Annotated in this window: 25 protein-coding genes; 11 read left to right on the top strand and 14 right to left on the bottom strand. The window is 52.5% G+C overall.

Annotation, left to right across the window (positions count from 1 at the left end; translation table 11 throughout):
* The first annotated feature begins 13 nt into the window (after positions 1 to 13).
* The 4 genes from arsB to arsJ are packed head-to-tail and all read left to right on the top strand — an operon-like array spanning position 14 to position 3,828.
* A complete protein-coding gene (gene arsB / locus ACFFJP_RS06785; RefSeq protein ID WP_377241750.1) occupies positions 14 to 1,030 on the top strand; it encodes an ACR3 family arsenite efflux transporter in 1,017 nt (338 codons plus the stop codon).
* 24 nt (positions 1,031 to 1,054) lie between these two features.
* A complete protein-coding gene (locus ACFFJP_RS06780) occupies positions 1,055 to 1,552 on the top strand; it encodes a phosphatase domain-containing putative toxin (protein WP_377241748.1) in 498 nt (165 codons plus the stop codon).
* Positions 1,553 to 1,574: 22 nt separating this feature from the next.
* Complete coding sequence (locus ACFFJP_RS06775; RefSeq protein ID WP_377241746.1) at positions 1,575 to 2,576, top strand: ArsJ-associated glyceraldehyde-3-phosphate dehydrogenase; 1,002 nt, start codon at positions 1,575 to 1,577, stop codon at positions 2,574 to 2,576.
* Between the two features lie 10 nt (positions 2,577 to 2,586).
* Positions 2,587 to 3,828 (top strand): organoarsenical effux MFS transporter ArsJ, encoded by a 1,242-nt coding sequence (arsJ, locus tag ACFFJP_RS06770; RefSeq protein WP_377241744.1) that lies wholly within the window; start codon positions 2,587 to 2,589, stop codon positions 3,826 to 3,828.
* On the opposite strand, the gene ACFFJP_RS06765 is transcribed toward arsJ, so the two are convergent.
* Positions 3,825 to 4,244, bottom strand: a complete 420-nt coding sequence (locus ACFFJP_RS06765; RefSeq protein WP_377241742.1) for a DoxX family protein — start codon at positions 4,242 to 4,244, stop codon at positions 3,825 to 3,827. The genes arsJ and ACFFJP_RS06765 overlap by 4 nt on opposite strands.
* Positions 4,245 to 4,310: 66 nt before the next feature.
* Positions 4,311 to 4,985, bottom strand: coding sequence for a nitroreductase family protein (locus tag ACFFJP_RS06760; protein WP_377241740.1), 675 nt, complete (start codon positions 4,983 to 4,985; stop codon positions 4,311 to 4,313).
* Between the two features lie 149 nt (positions 4,986 to 5,134).
* Here ACFFJP_RS06760 and yjjX point away from each other — a divergent pair, with 149 nt between their 5' ends.
* The 5 genes from yjjX to ACFFJP_RS06735 all read left to right on the top strand — a co-directional run bounded on the left by yjjX (position 5,135) and on the right by ACFFJP_RS06735 (position 9,343).
* Positions 5,135 to 5,659 (top strand): inosine/xanthosine triphosphatase, encoded by a 525-nt coding sequence (gene yjjX, locus ACFFJP_RS06755; protein WP_377241738.1) that lies wholly within the window; start codon positions 5,135 to 5,137, stop codon positions 5,657 to 5,659.
* 154 nt (positions 5,660 to 5,813) lie between these two features.
* Entirely contained in the window at positions 5,814 to 6,227 is a 414-nt protein-coding gene (locus tag ACFFJP_RS06750) for a VOC family protein (RefSeq protein ID WP_377241736.1), read from the top strand.
* A gap of 164 nt (positions 6,228 to 6,391) precedes the next feature.
* Positions 6,392 to 6,949 carry a metal-independent carbonic anhydrase family protein gene (locus ACFFJP_RS06745; protein ID WP_377241734.1) on the top strand — a complete coding sequence of 186 codons (558 nt, stop codon included), beginning with the start codon at positions 6,392 to 6,394 and terminating at the stop codon, positions 6,947 to 6,949.
* A 97-nt stretch (positions 6,950 to 7,046) separates the two neighbouring features.
* On the top strand, positions 7,047 to 8,669 hold the full coding sequence (locus tag ACFFJP_RS06740; RefSeq protein WP_377241732.1) for a sensor histidine kinase: 1,623 nt from the start codon (positions 7,047 to 7,049) through the stop codon (positions 8,667 to 8,669).
* The gene (locus ACFFJP_RS06735; protein WP_377241730.1) at positions 8,669 to 9,343 is read left to right on the top strand and encodes a response regulator transcription factor; all 675 of its coding nucleotides are present in this window, start codon (positions 8,669 to 8,671) and stop codon (positions 9,341 to 9,343) included. The genes ACFFJP_RS06740 and ACFFJP_RS06735 overlap by 1 nt, the downstream gene beginning before the upstream one ends.
* Before the next feature lie 40 nt (positions 9,344 to 9,383).
* On the opposite strand, the gene ACFFJP_RS06730 is transcribed toward ACFFJP_RS06735, so the two are convergent.
* From ACFFJP_RS06730 to ACFFJP_RS06700, 7 genes are all read right to left on the bottom strand, one after another.
* Complete coding sequence (locus ACFFJP_RS06730; protein WP_377241727.1) at positions 9,384 to 10,169, bottom strand: 3-keto-disaccharide hydrolase; 786 nt, start codon at positions 10,167 to 10,169, stop codon at positions 9,384 to 9,386.
* Positions 10,170 to 10,258: 89 nt separating this feature from the next.
* Positions 10,259 to 10,882: a gluconate 2-dehydrogenase subunit 3 family protein gene (locus ACFFJP_RS06725; RefSeq protein WP_377241725.1), complete on the bottom strand. Its 624-nt coding sequence runs from the start codon at positions 10,880 to 10,882 to the stop codon at positions 10,259 to 10,261.
* Between the two features lies 1 nt (position 10,883).
* On the bottom strand, positions 10,884 to 12,575 hold the full coding sequence (locus tag ACFFJP_RS06720) for a GMC oxidoreductase (protein ID WP_377241723.1): 1,692 nt from the start codon (positions 12,573 to 12,575) through the stop codon (positions 10,884 to 10,886).
* 118 nt (positions 12,576 to 12,693) lie between these two features.
* Positions 12,694 to 13,671 carry a hydroxypyruvate isomerase family protein gene (locus ACFFJP_RS06715; protein WP_377241721.1) on the bottom strand — a complete coding sequence of 326 codons (978 nt, stop codon included), beginning with the start codon at positions 13,669 to 13,671 and terminating at the stop codon, positions 12,694 to 12,696.
* Positions 13,664 to 14,908: a nucleoside permease gene (locus tag ACFFJP_RS06710; protein ID WP_377241719.1), complete on the bottom strand. Its 1,245-nt coding sequence runs from the start codon at positions 14,906 to 14,908 to the stop codon at positions 13,664 to 13,666. Before ACFFJP_RS06710 ends, ACFFJP_RS06715 begins: the two co-directional genes overlap by 8 nt.
* 122 nt (positions 14,909 to 15,030) lie before the next feature.
* On the bottom strand, positions 15,031 to 16,086 hold the full coding sequence (locus ACFFJP_RS06705) for a sugar phosphate isomerase/epimerase family protein (RefSeq protein ID WP_377241717.1): 1,056 nt from the start codon (positions 16,084 to 16,086) through the stop codon (positions 15,031 to 15,033).
* Positions 16,087 to 16,146: 60 nt separating this feature from the next.
* Positions 16,147 to 17,316: a Gfo/Idh/MocA family protein gene (locus tag ACFFJP_RS06700; protein WP_377241715.1), complete on the bottom strand. Its 1,170-nt coding sequence runs from the start codon at positions 17,314 to 17,316 to the stop codon at positions 16,147 to 16,149.
* A 339-nt stretch (positions 17,317 to 17,655) separates the two neighbouring features.
* Here ACFFJP_RS06700 and ACFFJP_RS06695 point away from each other — a divergent pair, with 339 nt between their 5' ends.
* Together ACFFJP_RS06695 and ACFFJP_RS06690 are read left to right on the top strand one after the other, a co-directional pair.
* Positions 17,656 to 18,678: a LacI family DNA-binding transcriptional regulator gene (locus ACFFJP_RS06695; RefSeq protein WP_377241713.1), complete on the top strand. Its 1,023-nt coding sequence runs from the start codon at positions 17,656 to 17,658 to the stop codon at positions 18,676 to 18,678.
* A gap of 74 nt (positions 18,679 to 18,752) precedes the next feature.
* Entirely contained in the window at positions 18,753 to 19,637 is an 885-nt protein-coding gene (locus ACFFJP_RS06690) for a sugar phosphate isomerase/epimerase family protein (RefSeq protein WP_377241711.1), read from the top strand.
* Positions 19,638 to 19,701: 64 nt separating this feature from the next.
* On the opposite strand, the gene ACFFJP_RS06685 is transcribed toward ACFFJP_RS06690, so the two are convergent.
* From ACFFJP_RS06685 to ACFFJP_RS06665, 5 genes are all read right to left on the bottom strand, one after another.
* Positions 19,702 to 20,178: an SLATT domain-containing protein gene (locus ACFFJP_RS06685; RefSeq protein WP_377241709.1), complete on the bottom strand. Its 477-nt coding sequence runs from the start codon at positions 20,176 to 20,178 to the stop codon at positions 19,702 to 19,704.
* A 370-nt stretch (positions 20,179 to 20,548) separates the two neighbouring features.
* Positions 20,549 to 20,956: a VOC family protein gene (locus tag ACFFJP_RS06680; protein WP_377241707.1), complete on the bottom strand. Its 408-nt coding sequence runs from the start codon at positions 20,954 to 20,956 to the stop codon at positions 20,549 to 20,551.
* Between the two features lie 282 nt (positions 20,957 to 21,238).
* Positions 21,239 to 24,235, bottom strand: a complete 2,997-nt coding sequence (locus ACFFJP_RS06675) for an Ig-like domain-containing protein (protein ID WP_377241705.1) — start codon at positions 24,233 to 24,235, stop codon at positions 21,239 to 21,241.
* 312 nt (positions 24,236 to 24,547) lie between these two features.
* Positions 24,548 to 24,937, bottom strand: a complete 390-nt coding sequence (locus tag ACFFJP_RS06670; RefSeq protein ID WP_377241703.1) for a hypothetical protein — start codon at positions 24,935 to 24,937, stop codon at positions 24,548 to 24,550.
* A 113-nt stretch (positions 24,938 to 25,050) separates the two neighbouring features.
* On the bottom strand, positions 25,051 to 25,646 hold a 596-nt coding region (locus ACFFJP_RS06665), incomplete at its 5' end, for a hypothetical protein (RefSeq protein ID WP_377241701.1).

Genomic DNA, 25,646 nt, shown 5'->3' with positions numbered 1-25,646 from the left:
AGCTGGAGCAATCATGGGATTATTTGAACGCTATTTATCGGTCTGGGTCGCGCTTGCGATGGTGGTCGGAGTCGTAGCCGGTGAGATACTGCCCGCCTGGTTCCGGGCGGTCGCGGCACTGGAGTTTGCCCAGGTCAATCTGGTGATTGCATTGTTTATCTGGGTAATGATTTATCCAATGATGGTGCAAATTGACTTCAGCGCGCTGAAAAATGTCGGCAAAAAACCCAAAGGCATTGTGCTGACGCTGGTCGTGAACTGGCTGATTAAGCCATTTACCATGGCGCTGCTCGGCTGGTTATTTTTCCGCGTATTGTTCGTCGACTGGGTCGATCCGAACACTGCAACAGAATACATCGCCGGCATGATTTTATTAGGTGTTGCACCGTGCACAGCGATGGTGTTTGTCTGGAGTCAGCTGACCAAAGGCGACGCCAATTACACGCTGGTTCAGGTGTCCGTCAATGACATCATTATGATCTTTGCCTTTGCACCAATCAGTGCCCTGTTACTGGGCGTCGCTGACATCAAAGTACCTTGGTCCACGTTGATGTTGTCCGTGCTGCTTTATGTTGTCCTCCCTCTTTGCGCCGGCGTGCTGACCCGTAAAGTCTTTGCGAAACGGCCACCGCAGCAGCTGAACCTGTTGTTGTCGCAGATTAAGCCCTGGTCGGTCTTTGGTTTACTCGCGACAGTCGTATTGTTGTTTGGTTTTCAGGCCCATACCATTCTGACGCAGCCATTGGCCATCGTGCTCATTGCCATCCCGCTGTTGCTGCAAACCTATGGCATTTTTGCGCTGACATACTTTGCTGGTTATAAATTGCAGCTGCCGCACAATATTGCGGCGCCGGCCGGCATGGTTGGCGCCAGCAACTTTTTTGAACTGGCGGTCGCCGTGGCTATTTCGTTGTTTGGTCTGCACTCCGGTGCCGCGCTTGCCACCGTCGTCGGCGTGCTGGTGGAAGTTCCGGTGATGTTGTCACTGGTGGCCGTAGCCAATAGAACCCGCCACTGGTTTGTCAGTTAAAAACACTGTTGATGGAGAATGATAATGCACCACCCTTTTGACGAACTGCTGATTAATCCCGGCACCAGCGCGACCGCAGCCTTGCTGTTTACGCCCTGCCCCGGCACCAAAGGTGTCGCGCTGGCCACTTCACTGGCTGAACTGAAAGCCGCCGGCGCCAAAGCGGTAATAACACTGACACCGGACCACGAGCTGCAGCAGTTGCAGGTTGCCGACTTGCCGGCGCAATGCCGCACTTTGGACCTCGCCTGGTTTCATTGCCCGGTTGAAGACGATCAGGCGCCAGGGCTGGCTTTTGCACAAAACTGGCAACAGGCCAGCGCCTATGTGCACGAGTTATTGCGTCAGGGCGAGAAAGTTGCCATCCACTGTAAAGGCGGTTCAGGCCGCACCGGACTTGTTGCCGCGCAAATTTTGCTGGAACTCGGGCTGGATAAAATTGAAGCCAAACAACGGGTTCAGGCGCTGCGGCCTTATGCATTAACACTGGCACCGCATCTGGCCTATTTCAACGCACTCTGAGACTGTTTCTGGAGCAACAACAATGACGATTAAAGTAGGAATTAACGGCTTTGGCCGGATCGGCCGACTGGCACTGCGGGCCGCATTTGACTGGCCGGAACTGGAATTTGTCCAGATCAACGACCCGGCGGCAGACGCCGCCACTTTCGCCCATTTGCTGAATTTTGATTCGGTGCATGGTCGTTGGTCCCATTTAGCCAGCGCCGAAGGTGAAAGCATCCGGATCAATGGCAAAACCATTCAGGTCAGTGCCAATAAATCCATCGCCGACACCGACTGGTCTGGCTGTGATCTGGTGATTGAAGCCTCCGGCAAGATGAAAACGACGGCATTGTTGCAAGCTTATCTGGACCAGGGCGTCAAGCGCGTGGTAGTCAGTGCGCCGGTGAAAGAACCCGGCGTACTCAACGTGGTGATGGGCGTCAATCAGCAGCTGTTTGACCCGGCTATCCATCGCATCGTCACGGCAGCCAGCTGCACCACCAACTGTCTGGCGCCTGTGGTCAAAGTGATCCACCAGCACTTAGGCATCAAACATGGTTCTATCACGACTATTCATGATTTAACTAACACCCAGTCGATTCTGGACACGCCACACAAAGACTTACGCCGTGCCCGCGCTTGTGGCAGCAGCCTGATCCCAACCACCACGGGTTCGGCCACCGCCATTACCGAGATCTTTCCGGAGCTCAAAGGCCGGCTGAATGGCCACGCCGTGCGGGTGCCGCTGGCTAATGCGTCCCTCACCGATTGTGTATTTGAGTTGGAGCGTGCCACCAGCGCCGAAGAAGTTAATGGCCTGCTCAAAGCCGCGGCCGAAGGTGAACTGCAAGGCATTTTGGGTTACGAAGAGCGGCCGCTGGTATCGGTCGATTATAAAACCGACCCACGTTCCTGCATTATTGATGCGCTGTCGACGATAGTCGTCAACGGCACCCAGCTGAAGATTTATGCTTGGTACGACAATGAATGGGGTTATGCCAACCGCACCGTTGAACTGGCCAGACTGGTCGGTCAGGCTTAAACGGAAGGACATGCCTTTGACAACCCCAACCAGTGCAACCGCCAACGCGGCCCTGCGTCAATACGCCGTGGTCACCGCCAATTATTGGGCTTTTACGCTGACCGACGGTGCACTGCGCATGTTGATTGTGCTGCATTTTTATCAGCTTGGGTTTACACCACTGGCCATCGCTTCGTTATTTCTGTTTTACGAGTTGTTTGGTGTTATCACCAATCTGGTCGGCGGCTGGTTGGGTGCGCGCGTTGGCCTGAATAAAACAATGAACATCGGATTATTGTTGCAGGTCGTGGCGCTTTCGATGTTGCTGTTGCCGGCACCGCTGCTGACCGTTGTTTGGGTGATGGCGGCGCAGGCATTGTCTGGTATCGCCAAAGATCTGAATAAAATGAGCGCCAAAAGTTCGCTGAAGTTGCTGCTGCCAGACGATGCACAGGGTGCGTTATATCGATGGGTTGCATTGTTGACCGGCTCCAAAAATGCGCTCAAAGGTGTTGGTTTTTTCCTCGGTGGTCTGTTGTTAACCCTGTTTGGGTTTCAGGGCGCCATTGCCGCGATGGCCGCTGCGCTGGCGTTGATCTGGGGCCTGAGCTTGTTTTTGCTGCAACGCGATTTAGGCAAAAGTAAATTCAAACCCAAATTCAAAGAAATATTTTCCAAAAGCCCGGCGATAAACAAGCTCGCTGCGGCACGACTGTTTTTATTCGGCGCCCGCGATGTCTGGTTTGTGATTGCGCTGCCGTTGTATCTGGCAACGACTGCCGGCTGGTCGCAAACGGCGATTGGCAGCTTTCTCGCTGTATGGGTCATCGGCTATGGCATGGTGCAGGCGCTGGCTCCGGTATTCACCGGTCGTGCTGTCGCTGATCCGACTGATCAGCGCGCGGGTATTTTCGCCGCAGTGCGCTGGGCCGCAGTCTTATGTAGCATCCCGTTATTCATCAGTATTGGCATGGTTTATAGCGGCGAGCCGCTGTGGATATTGATTGGCGGACTGATGTTGTTTGGCGCGGTGTTTGCGGTAAATTCAGCCTTGCACAGTTACCTGATTGTGCGGCTGGCCGGCCGGGATGGCGTATCGCTGGATGTCGGTTTTTATTATATGGCCAACGCGATGGGCCGGTTAGTTGGCACCCTGTTGTCCGGTGCTGTATATCAGACCGCCGGACTCCCCGCCTGTTTGTGGGTGTCCAGCGGCTTTTTAGTGCTGACGTTGCTAATCAGTGTCTCGCTGGCCCGCAGCAACAGCCATTAAAACTGGCCGTCACGTTGTTTGCCGGCAACATATGCCCGATAACCGACACAACACAAAGTCACAATCAATAGCACACTGTATTCCATGCCGTTGCGGCCGGCACCAACGACAAACCAGCCAAATGGCGCATGCACCATTAACAGACCAGTACTGTAGATGCCAACAAAACCAAGGGTCAGCGGCCAGACCCATTTCCCCAACGCATACAGTACCGTGGCAATAATCTCATAAGCGGTAACTGCGGCGGCCAGATAAAACCCGGCCGGCAGGCCCTGTGTTTGCAACCATTCACCAAAAGGCACCACGCCACCACCGAGCAACCTAGCCCAGCCATGTGCGGCCAATAAACCAGCCAGCGTCAGCCGCAATAATAACCAGGAATGCTGATCCAGTCGGCTTAGTCCATCATTGCGCATCGTGTTCTCCTGCCGCAGGCGGCTTTTTTGGCGGTTAAGTTATGGCTGGTGTGGCTGTCTGAGGTTTTATTCAACCACAGTGCAGATTTGGTCAAACGGCTTTTTCTTCAATGCGTGCGCCGGCACTGTAGCGTCGGCTGCCGGATAACCCAATACCAGCAACATATATGGCCGGTCGTTATCATTATCGCGGCCACAGATTTTGCTTAAAAAACTCATTGGTTTTGGCGTATGAGTTAACGACACTAAACCAACCTGATGCGCCGCCTGGATCAAAAAGCCGGTGGCAATGCCCACAGATTCATGCACATAGTAATTGGTGTCGCTGTCGTTATTGTCGATGCCACCGCGTTTTTGCGAAAAAATCACAATAAGCCATGGCGCTGTTTCAAGGTACGGCTTATGCGCGTCGGTGCCAAGTGGTTTTAATGCATTGAGCCATTCATCGCCGGCGCGGCCACTGTAAAAACCAGCTTCCTGTAACTCTGCTTCGTGGCGGATTTGTTGTTTTACCGCCGGATCGCTGATTGCGACAAAATGCCAGGGCTGATGATTGGCGCCACTCGGCGCGCCGGCCGCCACCTGAATTAGCTGTTCAATCACCTGCCGTGGCACCGGTTTGTCAGAAAAACTGCGGATAGTATGGCGACGCTGCATCAGCGCCAGATGATCGCTTGCGCGTTGTTGCAGCTCAGCAGGGCTAAATTCAACAAAATCGGTCAGCGGGTATTGAGTTTCCATCAGCGGGCTCCGGCAAGTGGCGGGTTCAGGGTAAAATCTATGTAAACACAAAGTAGCCCAAAACAGAAATCCGACCAACCACAGCGGGACAGATGCAAGCTGGATAACAGGCCGGTATACTCTGCGTTTTTGTGTGAAGGAACCTCAGTATGTCATGGCAGATCGCAGTTGCATCGACCAATCCCGCCAAAATCAACGCCGTACGCGAGGCCTTTGCGCTGGCGTTTCCAGATGTGCAATGCCAGATCAGCGGCTATAAAACCGAATCGGGAGTCGCCGCACAGCCGATGAGCTCCGCCGAAACCCTGCTCGGCGCCGACAACCGCCTGCATAATTTACAGCTGCAACTGCAACAGCAACCGGCGGATTTTTATGTGGCGATTGAAGCCGGATTAGACGATGGCATGACATTCGCCTGGATGCGCATCACCGATGGCAAACGCGACGGCCGCGCCCGCTCCGCATCGCTGCAATTGCCGGCTTTGGCGGTGCAACGCCTGCAACAAGGCGATGAGCTTGGTGATGTGATGGATGACCTGTTCGGCACGCAAAACATCAAACAAGCAGGCGGCGCGATTGGCCTGCTGACACAGCATAAACTCAGTCGCACTAGCGTGTATCAGCAGGCTTTGATCCTGGCATTAATCCCGTTTTTATCACCAGACTGGTTTTAAGTGCATCAGCATTTTTTATTAAACATCTGCAATATTAAACACCGGTTTGTCGAAAATCAGCGCTGCTCATCGACAACTGTTTGCACAAGCTGTTGATGAGCTTGTACAGCGAATTTGAATTTTATTGACGGGCAATCACAAACAGGAGTGTTTTATGTCGCGGATGATTTTTGTCAATTTACCAGTGTTGGATTTAACCGCCAGCATCAGCTTTTACCAGGCGCTTGGGTTTAGCCAGAATATGCAGTTCAGTGATGCGACTGCAGCCTGCATGGTGTGGAGCGACAGCATCTTTGTCATGCTATTGACCCATGCTAAATGGCAAACCTTCACAACCAGGCCCATCCCTGCTCAGGGCAGCAGCGAAGTGATGCTGGCACTGAATGCCGACAGCATTGATGCTGTCAATCAATTTGTTGCCACAGCGGGCGCACAGGGCGGCAAAGTCGATGTAAATCCACCACAAGATCACGGTTTTATGTTCAGCCGCAGCGTACTGGATTTAGACGGTCATCTTTGGGAAGTATTCTGGATGGATCCGGCGGCGTTGACCGGTGACAGCCAATAATCTGCCAAAGCGCTGATATGTATCCAGTATCAGCGTCAGCTCTTGCCTGTTCCGATTGTCAGAAATAATTCATCTTGGTGACAGGCGCTTTTCACTTGACTGACGGCGGCCTGACTGTAGCGTTGCCCTAACATGGCTGCAGTTTCCACTACCGGAGTTAAGTTATGAACAGGTCTTTGTTTTCTGCCCGCCAGCTCGTGATCGCCAGCACACTTTTTAGCAGCAGCCTGCTAGCCGCAGAGCTGAACCACAACATCACCGCTGCCGATGTGAAAGCCGCGCAAGATGCCTGGGGGAAGGCGTTAATTCAAATCAGCAGTGATCATCGCAGCGGTGGTATTGAAAAAGCCACAGCGACAGCCCGGCAAGTGTTAGACCAGGCCTATGGTTACAATCTGGGCCCGGTATTGTTTAAACCAACACTGGCCAGTGGCGATACAACGTTTCGCACAACCTATGCCGGCGCACTGGCCTACTTTGTTGGCGGGAACCCACAGTTTCCTGACAAAGGCTTCGCCTTAAAAGGCTGGACCAAGTACGAATATAAAAATGCCGGTGTGCAAATTAACGGCGACCTGGCGCTGACCATGGGGCATGTGATGCTGACCGACCAGGACGGAAAAGTCACCAAAGTCGACAAAACCTGGGGATTTCGCAAAGGCGACGACGGTAAAGTCCGGATTGTGCTGCACCACTCATCGTTACCTTATAGCGCAAACTAATCGCTAAAACGGATCCGCAGCTTCGCCCTTTAGTTTTGGCTGTCGCTGCGGTTTTTCATTACACTGCTCAGTCTGTTGCTGCGGATCCGGAGTCTGGATGTTTCGTAATAAGCTGTATCTGGCGTTTGCATTATTGGTCGTGCTGACATTGATTCAGGCGGCGACCGCCGTCTGGGCTAATCAGGTGGCGGCACACCATGTTGAACGTAGCCGGATCGCCAATCAGATGCTGGCCGGATTTATCTCGTTGGGCGCCGACAAACAGCGGCTGAAGGTCTGGCTGGCGCAAGCCTTGTTAACCAATGACGATGCCCCCGGCGTACGTGAGCGCTATCTGCAAAAAATGCAGTCACACCTTCTAACCATCAATCAGTTACTGCAGCAAGACCAGCAACTGGCGCAAACTCCTGACGACTTCAGTGCCATTACGACCCAATTAAAAACTGTATCCATACTAGAGACAAACGTTGCGGTACTGGAACGCGGTCTGGCACGCAAAGCATCGGCTCCCAGTGCACCACTCAATGCCGCGGATACCTGGACCTTGCTTATTGAGATTTTCGACAATCTGGAAGGCTTGGATCTGAAAACACTGATAGCTCAGGCCATTGACTTACAACAACAACGCTCGGCAGCGGCCGAAGCCCAAACCGCTGCAGCACTCACCCAGGCAAGGCTATTGCTGTTCAGTACCTGTGGTTTTGCCGTCGTCCTGGCTTTGTTGATGGCGGTTGTGTTGGCGCGGGCCATGTACCGGCCGATGCAACAGCTGCTGGCAGGCACCAGTGCGCTGGCGCAGGGAGTGTTAAGTACCCGCCTGCCCGAGCAAGGACAACAGGAATTTGTCGTACTGGCACGCAGTTTTAACCAACTGGCGGTTAGCCTGGATCGCGCCCGCGCGCAAGAAGAAGCCCATACCCGTCAGATTGAAAAAGTGGTCGCGGAGCGCACCGCGCAGCTGCAGGACGCCGTCAGCAAGCTGCAACAGGCAGAGCGGATGCAACAACGCTTTTTAGGTGATGTCAGCCATGAACTGCGAACGCCGGCGACGACGATACGGGGTGAGGCCGAAGTGGCATTGCGTGGCGCGGACAAATCCGCAGTGGAATACAAAGAAAGCCTGCTGCGCATTGTCGAAAGCAGCCAATTATTGTCCAGCCGTATTGATGATTTGCTGTTACTGGTACGTAGCGACCATCCGCTGCAATTAAGATTTCGCGATGTGGCTGTCGCAGAAGTGTGGCCGCTCTGGTGTGAGCAGGCGCAGCGGCAATGTGCGGCGGCGCAACAAGCTTTAGTGATAGCGCCGGTCACAGCAACAATACTGCAGCAGCACTTGTTTATCGATTTGGATAAGACCATGCAGGCACTGCAGATTGTGCTGGATAATGCCATTCGTTATGGCCTGCAGCGACCGCTGCACGTCGACTTGCAGCTAACGCACGAACAGTTGCTGCTCAACATCACCGATCAGGGCATTGGCATTCCACCCGCGGCGCAAAACCAGCTGTTTCAACGTTATTTTCGCGCCGAAAATGCCCGCAACCTGCGGCCAGACGGCCTCGGGATCGGACTGGCACTGTGCCGCACGCTGATGCAGGCCCAGCATGGCGCCGTGCAGATCCAAAGCCCGGCACAGCTGCAGCAAGGCAGCAATGCGGGCACTGCCGTTATTTTAAGCTTTCCGTTAGTCGGTGAAGAACCAGAGGATTTAACCTGATGCAGGTGCTGATTATTGAAGATGAGCAGCGGGTGGCGGATTTTTTAGCCCGCGGCCTTAAAGCCGAAGGCTATTTCCCCAGCGTGGTCAATGACGGTGCCGAAGCCCTGCATGCGATCAGAACGCAGCAACCCGCCTTGGTGATCCTGGACCGCATGCTGCCCAATCTAGATGGTCTCACCATCTGTCAGCTCATTCGGGCACAGCAATTGCCGGTGCGGATCCTGATGTTGTCGGCACTTGGAGATACCGCTGAGCGGGTACGCGGCCTGACCAGCGGTGCCGATGACTATCTGGTAAAACCTTTTGCCTTTGAAGAACTGCTCGCGCGATTAAACAATCTGGCCAATCGCCAGAGTGGCGCGGCCCAGCGCAATTGCCTGCGTTTTGCAGAGATCGAACTGGATTTGGACTTGCGTCAAGTGCGTCGTGCCGGCGAACTGGTAAATCTGACCGCGCGCGAACTGAACTTATTGGAACTGTTGATGCGTAACCCGCAAAAAGTACTAAGCCGTGAACGGATCCTGGCTAATGTCTGGAGCATGAACGAAGATCCACTGACCAATGTGGTGGACGTCTATATCCGCCGGCTGCGGAATAAGCTGGATAAAGGCCACGCCGTCGGTTATGTCCGCACGTTGCGTGGCACTGGCTATTACCTGAGCAGCGACTAGCGCTGCACCAGCTATACCTTCAACAGCGACTGGCGCTGCCTTAAAGCTTGCGTACCCAGATATTGCGAAAGCTGACTTTATCACCATGGTCCTGCAATTTCAGCGGCGCGCAGCCATGCGCCGGCTGCTGTGGCGGACCAATCCACTCAGTGGTGCCGGCAATTTCGGTATGATTTTGCAATAACACCCCATTGTGTAGCACTGTGACATAACCCGGGCTCAGGCGTTTATTGCCATCAAAACGCGGTGCTTTATAGATGATGTCATACACCTGCCACTGCCCGGTCGGCATGGTGGCATTCACCAGCGGAATGCTTTGTTTATAAACAGCGCCAGCTTGACCATTTGGATAAGTCGGGTTCTGGTATGAATCCAGAATTTGAACTTCGTATTTATCCTGAAAAAAGATCCCGCTGTTATTGCGCATCTGGCCAGTTTTGGCCGGATCAGCCGGCGGCGATTGCCATTCCAGATGCAGCTGGATATCACAGAAGTTTTCGGCCGTGCGGATATCACCACTACCCGGCAGTACAGTCATCACGCCATCTTTTAGTTGCCACGGTGCAGCGCCACCATCTTTCACCGCGCGCCAGGCCGATAAACTATTGCCAAGTAAAGGGATAGCGTCCGAAGGAACGTTATTTTGGTTAAAACTGACCACCGGCGGCACCGGCGTCCAGACTTCAGTGCGGGCAGCCTGGGCGTGGCGCTCGGCGTCAGTCATCTTGGCCAGTTCTGCCGCCGTTGGAAAAGCCTTGTACTGAGCCAAAGTCAAAGGGCTCGTAATCAGCGCCAAAGCACCGAGAAAAAACGAAAAATTTTGCATCGATTCACTCCACTATTTGGGCATCTGCGGTCTGGTTCCAGCGCGACAGCCGGACTCCAGACTACCATTTCAACAACAACGCCAGCAGCTTAGGTCGCCCAGGCTTTATCGCCTTTTTTGTATGGCAGCGCGCCGTCATAACGCCCTGGTACCGCGACATAGCGCAGCACTTCAGTTGCGCCCACTTTGGAGGTAAAAAACACAAAAATACTCAGCTGTTTGAGCAGCGTAAAATAATGCGGCTCTAATGAGGCATCGCCTTTGCGATTCGACACATTGGTGCTGTCATTGCTGGCGATCGCCGCATTGCGCGCGCTGGCGTCTTTATCGAGCTGCGTCAGTAACGCCGTGCGTTCGGCCGCGGTCAGCTGCAGGAAATCACGCTGATGTCGTTGTTTACAAGTTGCCTGCAACGCAGTGAGGCCAGCAACAAACAGCGCCTGTTGCTTCGCGTCATAACAGTCCTGCACCATCACCGCCATCTGCGCACCACAGGCTGCGTCTTTCGCACCTGGCGTGTTGGTTCGCGGTAAAATGGTCTCAGCAATTTCATCCAGCAGCATGATGTCGCCGGCGCCAAATAATGGTTTGGTCGCGGCGCTTTTAACCCCAGAAGCATCTTTCGCCAGCGGGCCTGCGGCCCAGGCTTCACCACCAACAAAAGCCAGGCCGGTGGCAGCCGCAATCATTTTTAACAGGTCACGTCTTTCCATCTCAGAGTTCCCCTTTTTTCAGTGCTTCGACCGCAAAATTGGCGGCACGTGCAGTCAGTGCCATATAGGTCAGCGACGGATTGACACAAGACGCCGACGTCATACAGGCGCCATCGGTGACAAACACGTTCGGGGCATCCCACACCTGATTATTGGCGTTTAATACCGACGTTTTCGGGTCACGGCCCATCCGTGCCGTACCCATTTCGTGAATGCCCATACCAGGCGCATAGTCGCCGTTATAGCCCTGCACGTTCTTCACGCCGGCGGCTTCAAAGAACTCCACCGCATCCTGCATCATGTCTTTACGCATGCGCAGTTCGTTGTCTTTCATCTCCACGTCCATCGCCAGCACCGGCAAGCCCCACTTGTCTTTGACTGTGGGGTCGAGGTAAATCCGGTTGTCATGATGCGGCAGCATTTCACCAAAACCGCCCATACCGATGGTCCAGCGGCCTGGCTCGGTCAGCGCCGCTTTTAAATCAACGCCAATCGACAGTTCTGCCACGTCACGGCGCCAGTTCTCGCGGCTCGCCGATCCCTGATAACCAAAACCACGCAAATAATCGCGTTTATCACCGCCCCAGTTGCGAAAGCGCGGCACGTAAAAACCAGTCGGCCGGCGGCCAAAATGGTATTTGTCGAGATAGCCTTCGACTTCGCCGTAAGCGCCAACCCCTAAGTGGTGGTCCATCACATTGCGGCCGAGCGCATTGCTGCTGGAGCCCAAACCGCCTGCCCATACATCGGTGGCTGAATTCATCAAAATCCAGGTGGAGTTAAAAGCCGACGCATTTAAGAAAATGATTTTGCTGGTAAATTCGACCGTTTGATTGGTTTCACTGTCGAGCACTTCCACGCCACGGGCGCGTTTTTTGTCTTTGTCGTACAGCACCTGCGTCACAATCGAAAACGGCCGTACGGTCAAATTGCCGGTTTTCATCGCGACCGGCAGCGTCGACGACTGCGTGCTGAAATAAGCACCGAACGGACAGCCCAGCCAGCATTTAGCGCGGTATTGGCAATTGACGCGGTTTTGCTCCGGCTTTGGCTGGGTAATATTGGCGGTGCGGCCACAAATCAGGTGACGGTTGCCACCAAAAGCTTTTTTGATCCGCGCGGCTACGTCTTTTTCGACGATATTGAGCTCAAACGCCGGTAGATATTGCCCGTCGGGCAACACGTCCAGACCGTCGCGATTGCCGGAGATCCCAGCGAAACGCTCGACATAATCGTACCAGGGCGCTAAATCGGCATAACGAATTGGCCAATCCACCGCGACACCTTCTTTGGCATTGGCTTCAAAATCCGCTTCGTTTAACCGGTAGCTCTGCCGACCCCACAACAAAGAACGGCCACCCATGTGATAACCGCGGTACCAGTCAAAGCGTTTTTTCTCGGTATATGGTGAGTCTTTTTCATTGGCCCACATGCCAAAAGTGCTTTCATTCAGTGGGTAATCGCGTTTGAGTACCGGGTAGTCCTGCTTCATCTGCTCGGTTGGCCGGTCGCGGTGCGGGTAGTCCCACGCCTCTTTCATCGCGTTGGTGTAATCTTTGATATGTTCAATGTTACGGCCGCGTTCGAGCAGCAACACTTTTAAGCCTTTTTCGGTCAGCTCTTTGGCGGCCCAACCGCCACTAATGCCGGAGCCAACGACGATGGCGTCGTAATGATTTTGCGCAGTTGTCATCTCTTGCTACCTGTGATTTTGTTATCTGTTTTGTGCTGTGCGCGCTCTGCTGACGCGCTCTTTTTGTGCACTTTCTTTGTACTGAGTCTCAGCGTTTAAGGTTAGGTCTGACCCCGGTTCAGACATCACAAATGCGGATAGCGTCCGCCAGTGACTGCACCTTGCCCTCTGGTGTTGCCGGCGTTGGAATAAACTCCTGCGCCAAATAACCTTTGAAGCCGGTCGCGACTATCGCCTTGGCGATCGCCGGGTAATACAACTCCTGCGTCTCATCAATTTCATGCCGCCCCGGCACCCCGGCTGTGTGGTAATGGCCAAAATATTGATGGTTGTCCTGGATAGTGCGAATGATATCCCCTTCCATAATTTGCATATGGTAGATGTCATACAGCAGCTTAAAGTGATTCGATTTCAATCGCTTACACAGCTCAATACCAAAGCCTGAGCTATCAGCCAGATAATCCGGATGGTCAACTTTGCTGTTAAACAGCTCCATCTGCAGCACCACACCACGCTGTTCCGCCTGTGGCAGAATTTGCGACAAGCCTGCTACGGCATGCTGCAGCGCGGTCTCGCGGTCCATGCCGCGCGCATTGCCGGAAAAACAAATCAGATTGGTGTAACCAGCGTCGGCGACCAAATCAATGTGCGCCCGATAGCGCTTGATAAGCTCAGCGTGGAACTGTGGATTGCACCAGCCATCGACTAAATTGATCTCTGCGCCGTTACACATCGAGCAGTCGATGCCGTATTTTTTTAACGTCGGCCAGTCTTTCGGCCCGACCAAATCAATCGCACTGAAACCTAAGGATTTCACCAGCTGACACAGCTCTTCGATCGACAGATGGGCATAAGTCCAACTGGCGACCGAATGACGGACCCGGCCATTGAGCGCAGGCACTGCGCCGCTCGGCTCATCAGTGGCAGCACTTGCTGCTGTGGTTGCAGTGGCCTGACTTGCAGTCGCGGCACAGCCTGTCAGCAATAATGACGGGCCGGCGACACCAAGCGCCACACTGCCGGCGGCCAGTTGCTTTAACATATGCCGGCGGGTCAGGCCGAGGTCAGCGGTCTGGGCATGGTGCAGATCAGACATGGCGCTCCCCTTGTTTTTCTGCAGAAACCGCCAGCGTTTCGTTTTTGAAAATCAGCGCAAACAACACCAACACCACCGCAGCAAAACCAGCCGGGAATAACCAGATTTGTGTCCAGTCGGCGCCAGCAGCCGTGGTATAGGCCTGCGTCACTTGCCCTGCGACACTAAAGCCAATCAGCATACCGATACCGTAAGTCGCGAGCGTAATAAGCCCCTGCGCTGCGCTCTTGTAGGCCGGACCGGCTTTGCTGTTGGTGTAAATCTGACCTGAGACAAAAAAGAAGTCATAACAAATACCGTGCAAGGCAATGCCAACCAGTAACAACGCCATACCACTGCCGGCATCGCCATAGGCAAACAGCACATAACGCAGCACCCAGGCCGCCATGCCTAAAATCAGCGTCCAGCGGATACCAAAACGGTTTAAAAACAGCGGCAGCGCCAGCATAAAGGCGACTTCGGACACCTGACCCAGCGTCATTTTGCCGGTGGCATTTTCCACCCCAACGGCGGTCAGGAACGGGTTGGCATTTTGGTAATAGAATGCCAGTGGGATACAAATCAGGATCGATGAAACAAAAAACAGCGCGAAATTGCGATCTTTCAACAGTTTCAGCGCATCAAGCCCAAGCAGTTCACCGAGCTTGACCTGACTGCCGCGTGCCGCTGGTGGCGTCGCCGGTAACGTAAAGCTATACAAACCAAGCGCTAAAGACGCAGCCGCACACATCAGGAAAGTGTTTTGCAGTGCACCGGCCGCAATCGCCTCAGCCGCATCCCAGCCAAACAGATAACTGATGACAAGGCCTGCGGCTATCCAACCGATAGTGCCCCAGACGCGAATTTGACCAAACTCACGCTCCGGCTGCTGCATCTGACCAAAAGACACCGAGTTGACCAGCGCCAGCGTGGGCATGTAGGCCAGCATATAACCGAGCACCAGCGGATAAAAAGCTGCGAAATCAGTAGCCTGCGCCATCAGATACATCAGCACCGCGCCAATCAGGTGCAACACCGCCAAAATGCGCTCGGCATTAAAAAAGCGGTCGGCGATTAAACCGATAAAAAACGGCGCGATAATGGCGCCCCAGCTTTGGGTCGAAAACGCCATACCGGTTTGCGGGCCGTCGGCGCCCAGGTTCTGGCTTAAAAAAGTGCCCAGGGTGACAAACCAGCCGCCCCAGATAAAAAACTGCAGAAACATCATAGTGCCGAGACGTATTTTTATTGTACTCATCGTCATCCCCGTGATTTTTTGTTGTTGTATGCTCTGTGCTACTTTTTGTTATTCGTGTTGGCAGGCCTGCAAGTGCTGGCCTGCTGTGCCAAAGCGCTATTCCTTAGCGCTATTCAAGGCCGCTATTCCAAACCAAGAATGCGCCGGTTGCGCGCGGTATCCGAACTGCCGCCGGCGAAATCATCAAAGGCGCGAGTTGCGCGGTTAATGAGGTGCGCAGCAATAAAAGGTGCGCCCTCTTTCGCGCCTTGTGCCGAATCTTTTAAACAACATTCCCATTCCAGTACTGCCCAGCCGCGATAGCCATACTGAGTTAACTTGCTGAAAATGCTTTTGAAATCGACCTGGCCATCGCCTAAAGAGCGAAAACGCCCCGGTCTGTCCACCCAGTCCTGATAACCACCGTACACGCCGGCACGACCATCCGGCCGAAACTCCGCATCTTTGACATGGAACATTTTGATCCGGTCATGGTAGCGATCAATAAAGGCCAGATAGTCCAGTTGCTGCAGCACAAAGTGGCTCGGATCAAACAGGATATTGGCGCGCGGGTGGTGGTTGGTGGCTTTCAGGAAACGCTCAAAACTGGCGCCATCGTGCAAATCTTCACCGGGGTGAATTTCATAACAGACATCGACACCAGCGACATCAAAGGCGTCCAAAATCGGCAGCCAGCGGGCGGCCAGCTCGGCAAAGCCCTGCTCGACCAGACCTGCTGGTCTTTGAGGCCACGGATAAACCAGATGCCACAACAAGGCGCCGGAGAAAGTCGCATGCGCTTTAAGGCCCAGATTCTGACTGGCCTTCGCCGCCAGTTTCAGCTGTGCGATCGCCCACTCAGTCCGTTCTTTTGGCTTGCCACGTAAATGTGCTGGGGCAAAGTTATCAAACAGTTCGTCATAAGCCGGATGCACCGCCACCAACTGGCCCTGCAGATGTGTCGATAACTCGGTGATGCTGATGCCAACGGCGGCACATTGTGCCTTGATGTCGTCACAATACGCCTGACTAGTCGCAGCCTTCTCCAAATCAAACAGCGCCGGATCGTTGGTCGGCACCTGAATACCCTTGTAGCCTAAATCCGCCGCCCATTTCGCCATCGTGATGAGATTGTTAAAAGGCGCGGTATCGCCCATAAACTGCGCCAGGAAAATCGCCGGGCCTTGAATACTATTCATTGTGTTTCCTCGCTAAAACTCTGTCGCAACAAGAAGGTTTAAACACCAGCGCTTACCTGGTCAGCCCACATCCGGCACAGCCTGCCATTTTTCGCTGCTGGCGGTGCTGACGGTGTCAATAAAAGCCATTCCGCGTAAGCCGGCGCTGATGCCTGGCACGCCGCTTGGCGTGCCGCGCTCACCGGCGCGAATAGCGTTGGCGAAATCACGGTACAGATTGGCCATTGCTTCTAAATATCCTTCCGGATGCCCGGCCGGTAAGCGGCAACGTTTCAGAGCTTCAGCGCCAAGGCCAGCCTGACCTGCACCAGCACGCAGCACATAAAATGGCGCGCCATGTGGCCGTACTATGATGCTGTTTGGCTCCATTTGCTGCCATTCCAGCCCGCCTTTGTCGCCATACAAACGAATTTTCAGTGCGTTTTCTTCGCCGGCACAGATTTGACTGGCGATCAGCACACCACTGGCGCCGCCGCTGGTTTTAAACAACGCCGCACCGTCATCGTCGAGCCGGCGGCCCGGTACATGACTGGCCAGTTCCGCACAGAGCTGGTTGATGCGCTGACCACTGATAAATTCAGCAAGGCCAAACGCATGCGTGCCGATGTCCGCCATACAGCCGCTGTTGCCGGCCTGCGCCGGATCGGTGCGCCAGCTCGCCTGCTTCTGGGCGCTGGCTTCTAAGTTGTCGGTCAGCCAGCCTTGTGGGTATTCGACATAAATTTTACGTAAAGTGCCAAGCACACCATCAGCCACCAGCTGTTTAGCCTGCCATACCATTGGATAACCAAGGTAAGTGTGCGCCAGACCATATAAGCGGTCGCTTTGTGCGAGTTCGGCCGCCAGCAATGCTGTTTCAGACAGCGTGACACCTGCCGGTTTTTCGCAGAACACATGAAAGCCGGCGGCTATCGCGGCGCGGCTAACCGGCACGTGCAGTTGATTCGGGGTGACGATGACCAACAGCTGCATCCGCTCATGTTCCGGCAATGCCGCTTCTGCGTCTAACATCTGCTGCCAGCTGTCGTATAAGCGCTGTGGCGCGATATCAAGCGCTGTGCCGGTGCGCTGATTGTTGCCAGCGTCGCGGCTAAAAGCGCCGCAGACCAATTCGGTTTGCCCATCGAGCGCGGCAGCGTGGCGATGCACGGCGCCGATAAAGGCACCTTCGCCTCCACCGAGCATACCTAAACGAATTTTCTGCGAACGGGGTCGGACCGGCTGATTCATGCGTGTATCCCTGACAAAAGCGATGTGGAAAAGCCAAGGCAGGTTGTTTTTGCAACTCGACCCTAGCCTGATTTAAAAAATGTAACGGATTACATTTTGCCGCGTCAATCGAAATTCCGACCAAATGCAAAAAATATGCGTCATTTTTGCGCAAAAACAAAATATGCGCCGCACCAGAAACGAGCATTTGCACTAATTTATTGCTCGAAAAAGCCACAGAACCCCTTCACAGCGTGACAAATATCACTTATAAATGATACCGGTTACATTGAAAGCTATTGCATCATCAGTCACGGAACTGAGTAGAATGCCGGTTTGGATCCAACAAAAAGAACGCCTATGTCCAATATCCGCGAAGTGGCCCGTTTGGCCGAAGTGTCCGTGGCAACAGTCTCCCGGACTTTACAGCAACCCGATTTGGTGTCGCTGAAAACCCGTAACAAAGTACTGGCGGCAGTTAAAGCTGCTGGTTACAAACCCAATTTAATGGCCGTAAGGTTCCGCTCCGGCAAAACCCACAATTTAGTGGTGCTGGTGCCGACCGTCGCCAACGTATTTTTCGCCCGCGTCATCAGTGGCATGCAGGAAGCTGCACACGAAAACCAATATGCCCTGCTACTTGGCAACACACTCGGTGATGACGAGATGGAAGCGGCCTATGCCAAAATGGTACAGACCTCGCAGGCGGATGGCCTCATTCAACTGCGCGCACACAACCCTTTTAGCGCCGCTGAACCGGCAGAATCCAATGACGAAGCGCCGGCTTTATTGCCTATGGTCAATGCCTGTGAAGTGCTCGACAAAGCGCCTTGCCCGACTGTCGTGCTGGATAACCGCGCAGCGGCCAGTGCGATGACTGAACATTTATTAGCATTGGGACACCGTCGGATCGCGATGATAAAAGGTCCAGCCCGCAGCCCACTGACCCGCGACCGGGTCGCTGGTTATCGCGATGCCCTGCAGGAAGCCGGCGTACCATTTGCTGAAGAATTACTGTCGCCGGGGAATTTCTCGCTGCAATCCGGCTATCAGGCTGCCGGTGATTTGCTGGCCCTGCCGGATCCGCCCACAGCTATTTTCTGTGAAAACGATGAGATGGCGATTGGTGCTATTCAGCGCATTAAACAACAGGGATTGCGCGTGCCAGCTGATATCTCAGTCGCTGGCTTTGACGACATTTCATTTGCTGCTTTTACCGATCCGCCGCTAACAACCATAGCGCAGCCCGCCGAAGAGTTCGGCCGCACTGCGGTGCGTTTGCTGATTGATGTGTTGGAAGGAAAACTCAGTAAGGCGCCAAAAGTGATTCTGCCTTTTGATTTAGTGATTAGAGGCAGTACCGGCCCGGCGCCAGGCCAGTAAAAGACCAGTAAAAAATTACTAGCGCAGATAGTAAAACCGCTATCTGAACCAAGACAACAACAGGGAGCTTCATCATGATCACGACCCCAAATCTGCTATCGCCAGGCCGTCGCCAGTTTTTGCAGCAAAGCTGCGTAGGCATTGCCGCTTTGACTGTGCTCGGTAACCCTTTGCAGGCGCTGGCTGCCAGCCAAAGCAGCAGTGGCTCAGTCAAAAAAACCGGTCTGCAGCTTTATACCTTGCGTGACATGATGGAGAAAAGTGTCGCCGACACGCTGAAACTGGTGGCTGGCGTCGGCTACGGCGATGTCGAATTTGCCGGTTATTTTGGCCACAGCGCCGCGGATATCCGTAAACTGCTTGATGCCAACGGTCTTGCCGCGCCTTCTGTGCATGTGCCGCTGGAAGTGCTCAGAAGCGCGCTGCCACAAGTGATTAAAGATGCCAAAGTGATTGGCCATCAATACATTGTGCTGCCGTGGTTATCTGAAGAGCAACGCGGCGATTCAGTCGACAACTATAAAAAGCTGGCGGTCGAACTGAATGGCTTTGCCAAACCAATCAAAGACGCTGGCCTGCAGCTGGCTTATCACAACCATGATTTTGAGCTGCTGCCGGTCAAAGGCGGTGTGCCTTATGACGTGTTACTGGGCGAAACCGACCAAGATTTAGTCAAGATGGAGCTGGATCTGTTCTGGGCTGTGAAAGCCGGTGTGGACCCACTGAAACTGTTTGCCGCCAATCCGGGGCGCTTCCCACTGGTGCACGTCAAAGATATGGCGAAAGACGGCGCTATGGTCGACGTGGGCACCGGCACTATTGATTTTAAAGCGATTTTCGCTAAGGCCGAGCAAGCTGGCATCCGCCACCAGTTTATCGAACACGACAACTCTAACAACCGGATCACCACCATCCGTCAGGGTTATCAGGCGCTGTCGCAGGTACTGAAAAACATCTGATCGTCGATATAAGTCAGCAAACTCAGACAGCGTAAACTCGCGCTGTCTGGAGCGATCCCAGCACTCACTTTTTACCTGAATCGCCACTGGCAAACACCTGATTGGCCGTCTGGCGATAGATCCACGAGGGTACAGTAGGTGCCTGACGGTCTGCGGCATCCCATTTTTTGCGGAGCCTTTCCAGTACCGCTTCATCTAGATGTACGAAGACCAACTGCTGCTCTAATTCACGCCGGATTTCACCCAGTTGCACTGCTGCAGTTTTGTGACGTTCAGAGCGCTCAGAAAAGCGCAACGCGGCTTGTAGGCTACTGAGCACCACAGCCATCACACTGAGGGTCGCCATCAGAATTTTAATCTGTCCGTTCGACGAGTCTTGTAAGGAAATAAACACTGAAGTACTCAGCAGCGCAGAAATCAGTACTGCCGGGAGACTCAGTACTAAATGCATCCGGTGATAAAATTTTGCGGATTCATAATGTGCGGCGTGGGCGATTCTAAGTCCGCGCCGCCACTGGTCAATTAATGCTGCCGGCTCCATCTGTTAACCTCACATTTGTCGTATCTATAGAATCTCCTGATCAGCCATTCTGAATGCCAATTTGTACTGTCGTCAATGTTTCAAAATGCATCGAGCAGACCAGAAATGTTAACTGGATCACCAAAAAATCCCGACCGCCCATTCAGACCAAACTAACGCGTCTGAAGCGCAAGTAAAGCACCCAGTAAACCCGCCATTTATGCCGGCTCAACGTATAACAGCTCAACTCTTTCAACAACGCAAAACACAGCAGGAACAAGCCGTTAAAGGTAGCACTAAGACCCATTAAACCGTCCTTGTCAGATGTAGCCAAAGATGTAACTACCATAGCTCCGTCAGTCCGAGGACACAGCCAGGGCGTCAGATCCGTTTATTCTGTGCCGCAGTTTAGTTTCCACGGCACACCAAAGCGGTCGATCACGATGGCGTAACAGCTGGACCAAAAGGTTTGTTGGGGGGGTAAAATCACGGTGCCGCCAGCAGACAGCTGCTGAAACGCGCTGATGACCGCAGCTTCGTTACCAAACCCCAGCAACAAATAAAACCCGCTGGGTTTTTGATAGTGTTCTGGTTTGACATCAGCGCCACAGATCACCACATCTTGAATGGAGATGCTGGCATGGACAATTTTCTGCTGCCAGTCGGCAGAAAAACTTTCTGAGATCGGTGCGTCTTTGACCTGCAGCATGCTGTCGATCTCGCCCTGCAACACGGTTACATAAAACTCAAACGCCTGCTGGCATTGGCCATTAAAATTGAGATGAATGGACAGGCTCATTTTTTTATTCCCTCGACGGCAGATTCGAAGCCGCTTCACATTCAAGAAAAACGTGCGATTGCTCCAGCGTAGAGCAAGCAGCTATCGTGCATTTGAGCTTACCGGTAAGTTTTCAGCACCTTAAGACAAAGCCACCTGAACTGCAGGTGGCTTTTTTCTGTCAGGATCTGAGATAAAACCGGCTTGCATCACAGCATCGCATTCATCTCAGATTTGACAACATTACGTTTTCAGCGATGCTGGCAGCAAACCAAGTGCTGGGAACGCAAGCGTCTTCCACGCTTACTTCTTGCCGTTCAGTCGATTGAACAGAAACAACATCGCAATCAGTAATAAGCCGCCGCCTGCCCCACCAGACTTCTTCGTCTGCACTGGCTCAGGTTGCGGCGTGACAACTTGTTTCACTGTCAAAGTCACTTTACCGGCAGCCGTGCCACCTTTTGTGTCTTGCACACTGAATTCAATGAGGTCAGTGCCGCTGAAACCAGCCTTACCAACATACTGTAGTTGTGTGCTGTTGAGGATTGACACCTGGCCCTGTTGCGCTTGAGCTGACACGATTTTAAGCTCGTCACCATCCGGATCGCCAAGGAAGCTCTTCAATTCAATAGTGCTTGTTGTGCCACTATCGACCGATGCGGTGCTGTCCTGCACCTGAGGCAGGCGATTCGCCGCCTTGATGGTCACTGATACTCTGGATGTTGCCGCATTGCCAGCCGAGTCCTGAATTTCATATTCAATAGTGTCGGTCCCGACGAAACTCTTGTCTGCCTGATAAATAAGCTGTTTACCATTTTCAATTTTGACTGAACCGCGACCAGCAGTGGCGGTTTTTACCAGCAAAGCATCCCCGTCCGGGTCTGCATCATTTTTCAGCACATCAATAACAATACTGTCGCCGGTCTGTGTACTTGCCACATCTGGCAGCGCGACGGGGGCGAGATTGTCTGCTTTTGCCACCAACATCCGCTCACCATTGACGGCATCAAAGGCCGAGAAATAAAGACTGTCGTCAATTTTAGCGACTCCGGAGCGGCGGATTAAGCTGGTACCTTCAGTCGATTTTGGCGTTGAAACGGCTATTTTACCGTTGATTAAATCGAGGCGTTGAATATCTTTGCCATACAGATACAAAGAATTACCGGATGCAAAACTGCTATAAAACATGGAAAGACCGGGGATCTCGACAGGCTTGCCATCTTTGTCAAACTGTTTACCCCAGCTGGTCAGAATAAAATCACCAAATTTTACCACATTATTAAATGGCCGCTCATAGTCATAAAAATAGCCAACCACATCGCTGTTTAATACTTGTGTCTGTGCCGACAAATCAAGTTTGACCAAGGTTAACCACATCGGGCCATTCAACCAGTGAAATGGTTTGCCTGTCCAGTAGGTATCTGGTTCGTAATAGCGCCTGACACCATACCACTGACCATAATGCTCAAATACTTCAGTTAGCATATAAGGTCGTTTAATATAATTAACTCTTTCTTCTCCGGTTGCGATCAGTGCTTTATTCACCTGCAGCGATAAATCATTTAGATTTAAAATACCACCCGATGCTTTTAATTCTGGCGCTGCGGAGGTTTCCCCTGGCCGCACATCGGCAAAACTGATATAAAGCTGGCGGCTTTTTTCCGCCAACAATCTTTGAAATACGGTCTTTTCGAATACTTTGATGGTTTCGATCTTACCTGTCGTGATATCGAGTTGCCGCAGCTCTGTACTGGCGTTGATAGTGTTTTCATCTTTAACGATGTAATAGTAATACAGGTTACCTGCCTGCAAGCCTTGGGACGCGTCAGCTTTGTCTTCCGAGCCTATTTTTTCAAAGCTGCCAGTGGCTGCAGAAAACTTCAGGAAACTACCATCTTTGATCATCAACATTGAATCTGCAGTTATGAATATGCCTTCCCGCTCAGTGAGCTTATCAACACCAGCATATTGATAAACAATACTGGTGATCTTACTGGCTTTATCAAACTGATTTAACTGTAAAAACGGGCCATTGTATTCAAACCAATGTAGTTTATTTTTCCAGACAAATACCTGGTCAATCGGCGTATTGCCTGGCACCGGAAATGGTTGCAGAGTTTTTTCCTGGTATTTACCATCTGTAAGTCTGGCAAAAAAGGGTTGCTCTTTCGGCTCTTGACCACTGTCATAGCCGTCGCGTAAAGGGAATTTCAGCAGTAGTGCATCTTTAAACTGCAAAAACCCAACCTCACCGTCGCGGTTCCCTTGCCGCTCTGCCGGCCGAATAATTTGTTGCGATGTCGCATTCGCGGCGAGTTTTATAATGCCAAAGTTTCTGTCAACCGCGATAAAGTCATCGTTCGGCAGAAAATGCATACTATTATAAAAACTGCTGACAACCTGAAGATTAGTAATTTTTTCTTTTACTGAATTTTGATAGTAGAAGCGTTGATATTCAAATCCCGTATTGTTACTACCTTTTAGCATTAATGCAAAGCGCGGCGTACTGGCAAATATGTACCAATCATCAGTGAGCGGTTCTTTATTTAGTTTTGTTTCAACGCCTGCCCATGTTTTGTAATAAACATCATTCTCACTAGTCCACCAAAGTACACCATCTTTTCGAACCTGATACTCTTGAATTATTGCCGAAGAACTACTAGCCATTTTAATAGTTCTCAGGCCAGGCCACTCTGAACAATATATATCCCATGAAAGCCGCGAGTAACAAAAGACGCCGCCCTCCATATCTGCGCTCGCCGGAGATTTTCCGCTTCCAAGCGCTGGATAATCTAAATAATTAGACTCATCGGTTAACTTATAATCATGCGCGTGAAATAAGCCATCTTCAGCATTAAGCTTATATATATTATCATCACAAGATAACAGCGGCGCATCATCCCACGCTTTTAAATAACATGACCTGCCGATACGGCCGTCAAATTGCTTTTCGTTTTTAGCCAGGGCATCACTGAATAATTTTGTCTTTGGATCATACCAGGTATCCCCAAACAACAATCGGTTACCAATTTTTGTAAAGCCCACCAATGAATGTTGGCGACTATGCGGGATCCTGGCTTCTAATGTCACGACGTTCAATGTCGGATCCAGCCGAAAGATACCTTTGCCATGCCCCTGGCTATCACCAATGAAATAAACGTTGCCATTCACCTCAATCAGGGAACCGTAGCTGGTCAATTTATCCTGAAAGCCGTTAACCGGTGGCTCAAGCAGTTCTTGCGCCGCTGCCGCGCCTGTGACGAACACACTGCACAGTAAAATATGTCGAAACCAATCCATATCAACCTCTATCCATTAAATAATTGTTAACCACTGGTATTAAATCACATTCTGTATAGATGGTGTATAGAAAAACACTACAGATTTATCCGGCACTGTTTTGCCGCGACCTCTCCATTGCCGCGCTAAACGCGCTATTCGCTGACCTAACCGTAAAGGAGTTCCTGTTGAAACTGATGGTTATGCGCAAGGAACACGGATGGCAAGATGCAAATGATCGAAGTGGTTAATTCAACTGGCTTTTTTCAAATGCTTTTTTAAAGAGATTTTTGCGGCAAAGCGCCAATGACAAGCGCGTGGAGTGTCAGAGCCTCATGGCATCGCTGCTGCTAACCAGGTCAGAGCGGCCACCGCCAGCAGTGCAATCCAACCGGGATGGCGGCCACGGGTGGCAATCAACACCAGCATGGCAGCACCTGCATACGCAGCGACTGTGGTATGCAGCACCAATGGCAGCAGCGGTCTGTTCGGATCCAGGGCCAGCTGAGCTAATAACACCGCAAATGCCCAACCAAATACAGTCGCCAAATGCCAGGTCGCCCAGATAATCCGGATATTGCGTTGACGCAGCGGCGGCGCATGCAGTGCAGGCACTACAGTACCTTGACGCAGGTGACGAAAAATAAGCAGCTCACCAAGCAAGGAATGGACAATACCAGTGACCACTGCAAGACCGGCGGCAATCGCGAGTGTCGTTTGCATAGATAGTCCCTAGGCGATCTGGCATCGCTTCTAACCGGCTGAAAGTAGCGCAGCCACTGTATAACCGCCGCAACCTGGGACTATGCAGTGATGACAAGCCCCGAGGCGCACACCTACTCGAATCGGCAGTCCTTCAATACTAATTTGCTTGGTATGCCTGGCTGATAATGTGACACAGTGCCGGTTAATTTGGCGTACTCACCTGACTGCAGCTTTAAAGCGCGGGCATGATGTTCGTCTGCCATCCGACACACAATCGGGGGCCAGAAAGCAGACTGATCGGCAGCTTTAGTTTGCAGGATCCCATTACTATCGATGGTGACTTTGTACCAAAGCTCCACGGTTCCATCGGTTTCCAGCGGCTCGCCAACGGTACCATCTAACAAGTAGCGTTTGCCTTTATAGTGCGCAGTGATCATCTCTGCCGTTTTACGCTTTGATAATAAGTAAATATCCTGCGCTAACCAGCGCGGCTGGATCTCTTCAATGCCCTCCGGCACTATCGCCGCGCGCGCAGCAGCGGCTATCTTCTCACCTGCTGCGCCGGGTTTTATTCTGGCGATCATGCCACACATACCGGCCCGGATATCTTCGGGCTTCGCCACTGTACGCCGGTTCAGTTTGGTGCGGATACTCACATCCGCCGCTGTGTTGTTATTTTTAGCCGTCAGGTAAATCAGAAAAGGATGATGACCATTTTTTTGTTCAA

The sequence above is a fragment of the Rheinheimera tilapiae genome (genome assembly GCF_042432165.1).
GTDB classification, from domain to species: domain Bacteria; phylum Pseudomonadota; class Gammaproteobacteria; order Enterobacterales; family Alteromonadaceae; genus Pararheinheimera; species Pararheinheimera tilapiae.
This window is presented reverse-complemented; position numbering and strand designations above follow the sequence as displayed.

Bases quoted from the DNA above. Each gene is read 5' to 3' on its own strand.
- ACFFJP_RS06775 (WP_377241746.1), top strand. From the start codon at position 1,575: ATGACGATTAAAGTAGGAATTAACGGCTTTGGCCGGATCGGCCGACTG.
- arsB (WP_377241750.1), top strand. From the start codon at position 14: ATGGGATTATTTGAACGCTATTTATCGGTCTGGGTCGCGCTTGCGATG.
- ACFFJP_RS06745 (WP_377241734.1), top strand. From the start codon at position 6,392: ATGAACAGGTCTTTGTTTTCTGCCCGCCAGCTCGTGATCGCCAGCACA.
- arsJ (WP_377241744.1), top strand. From the start codon at position 2,587: ATGCCTTTGACAACCCCAACCAGTGCAACCGCCAACGCGGCCCTGCGT.
- ACFFJP_RS06675 (WP_377241705.1), bottom strand. From the start codon at position 24,235: ATGGATTGGTTTCGACATATTTTACTGTGCAGTGTGTTCGTCACAGGC.
- ACFFJP_RS06750 (WP_377241736.1), top strand. From the start codon at position 5,814: ATGTCGCGGATGATTTTTGTCAATTTACCAGTGTTGGATTTAACCGCC.
- ACFFJP_RS06760 (WP_377241740.1), bottom strand. From the start codon at position 4,985: ATGGAAACTCAATACCCGCTGACCGATTTTGTTGAATTTAGCCCTGCT.
- ACFFJP_RS06740 (WP_377241732.1), top strand. From the start codon at position 7,047: ATGTTTCGTAATAAGCTGTATCTGGCGTTTGCATTATTGGTCGTGCTG.
- ACFFJP_RS06705 (WP_377241717.1), bottom strand. From the start codon at position 16,086: ATGAATAGTATTCAAGGCCCGGCGATTTTCCTGGCGCAGTTTATGGGC.
- ACFFJP_RS06715 (WP_377241721.1), bottom strand. From the start codon at position 13,671: ATGTCTGATCTGCACCATGCCCAGACCGCTGACCTCGGCCTGACCCGC.
- ACFFJP_RS06685 (WP_377241709.1), bottom strand. From the start codon at position 20,178: ATGGAGCCGGCAGCATTAATTGACCAGTGGCGGCGCGGACTTAGAATC.
- ACFFJP_RS06735 (WP_377241730.1), top strand. From the start codon at position 8,669: ATGCAGGTGCTGATTATTGAAGATGAGCAGCGGGTGGCGGATTTTTTA.
- yjjX (WP_377241738.1), top strand. From the start codon at position 5,135: ATGTCATGGCAGATCGCAGTTGCATCGACCAATCCCGCCAAAATCAAC.
- ACFFJP_RS06670 (WP_377241703.1), bottom strand. From the start codon at position 24,937: ATGCAAACGACACTCGCGATTGCCGCCGGTCTTGCAGTGGTCACTGGT.
- ACFFJP_RS06695 (WP_377241713.1), top strand. From the start codon at position 17,656: ATGTCCAATATCCGCGAAGTGGCCCGTTTGGCCGAAGTGTCCGTGGCA.
- ACFFJP_RS06765 (WP_377241742.1), bottom strand. From the start codon at position 4,244: ATGCGCAATGATGGACTAAGCCGACTGGATCAGCATTCCTGGTTATTA.
- ACFFJP_RS06680 (WP_377241707.1), bottom strand. From the start codon at position 20,956: ATGAGCCTGTCCATTCATCTCAATTTTAATGGCCAATGCCAGCAGGCG.
- ACFFJP_RS06700 (WP_377241715.1), bottom strand. From the start codon at position 17,316: ATGAATCAGCCGGTCCGACCCCGTTCGCAGAAAATTCGTTTAGGTATG.
- ACFFJP_RS06730 (WP_377241727.1), bottom strand. From the start codon at position 10,169: ATGCAAAATTTTTCGTTTTTTCTCGGTGCTTTGGCGCTGATTACGAGC.
- ACFFJP_RS06690 (WP_377241711.1), top strand. From the start codon at position 18,753: ATGATCACGACCCCAAATCTGCTATCGCCAGGCCGTCGCCAGTTTTTG.
- ACFFJP_RS06725 (WP_377241725.1), bottom strand. From the start codon at position 10,882: ATGGAAAGACGTGACCTGTTAAAAATGATTGCGGCTGCCACCGGCCTG.
- ACFFJP_RS06780 (WP_377241748.1), top strand. From the start codon at position 1,055: ATGCACCACCCTTTTGACGAACTGCTGATTAATCCCGGCACCAGCGCG.
- ACFFJP_RS06710 (WP_377241719.1), bottom strand. From the start codon at position 14,908: ATGAGTACAATAAAAATACGTCTCGGCACTATGATGTTTCTGCAGTTT.
- ACFFJP_RS06720 (WP_377241723.1), bottom strand. From the start codon at position 12,575: ATGACAACTGCGCAAAATCATTACGACGCCATCGTCGTTGGCTCCGGC.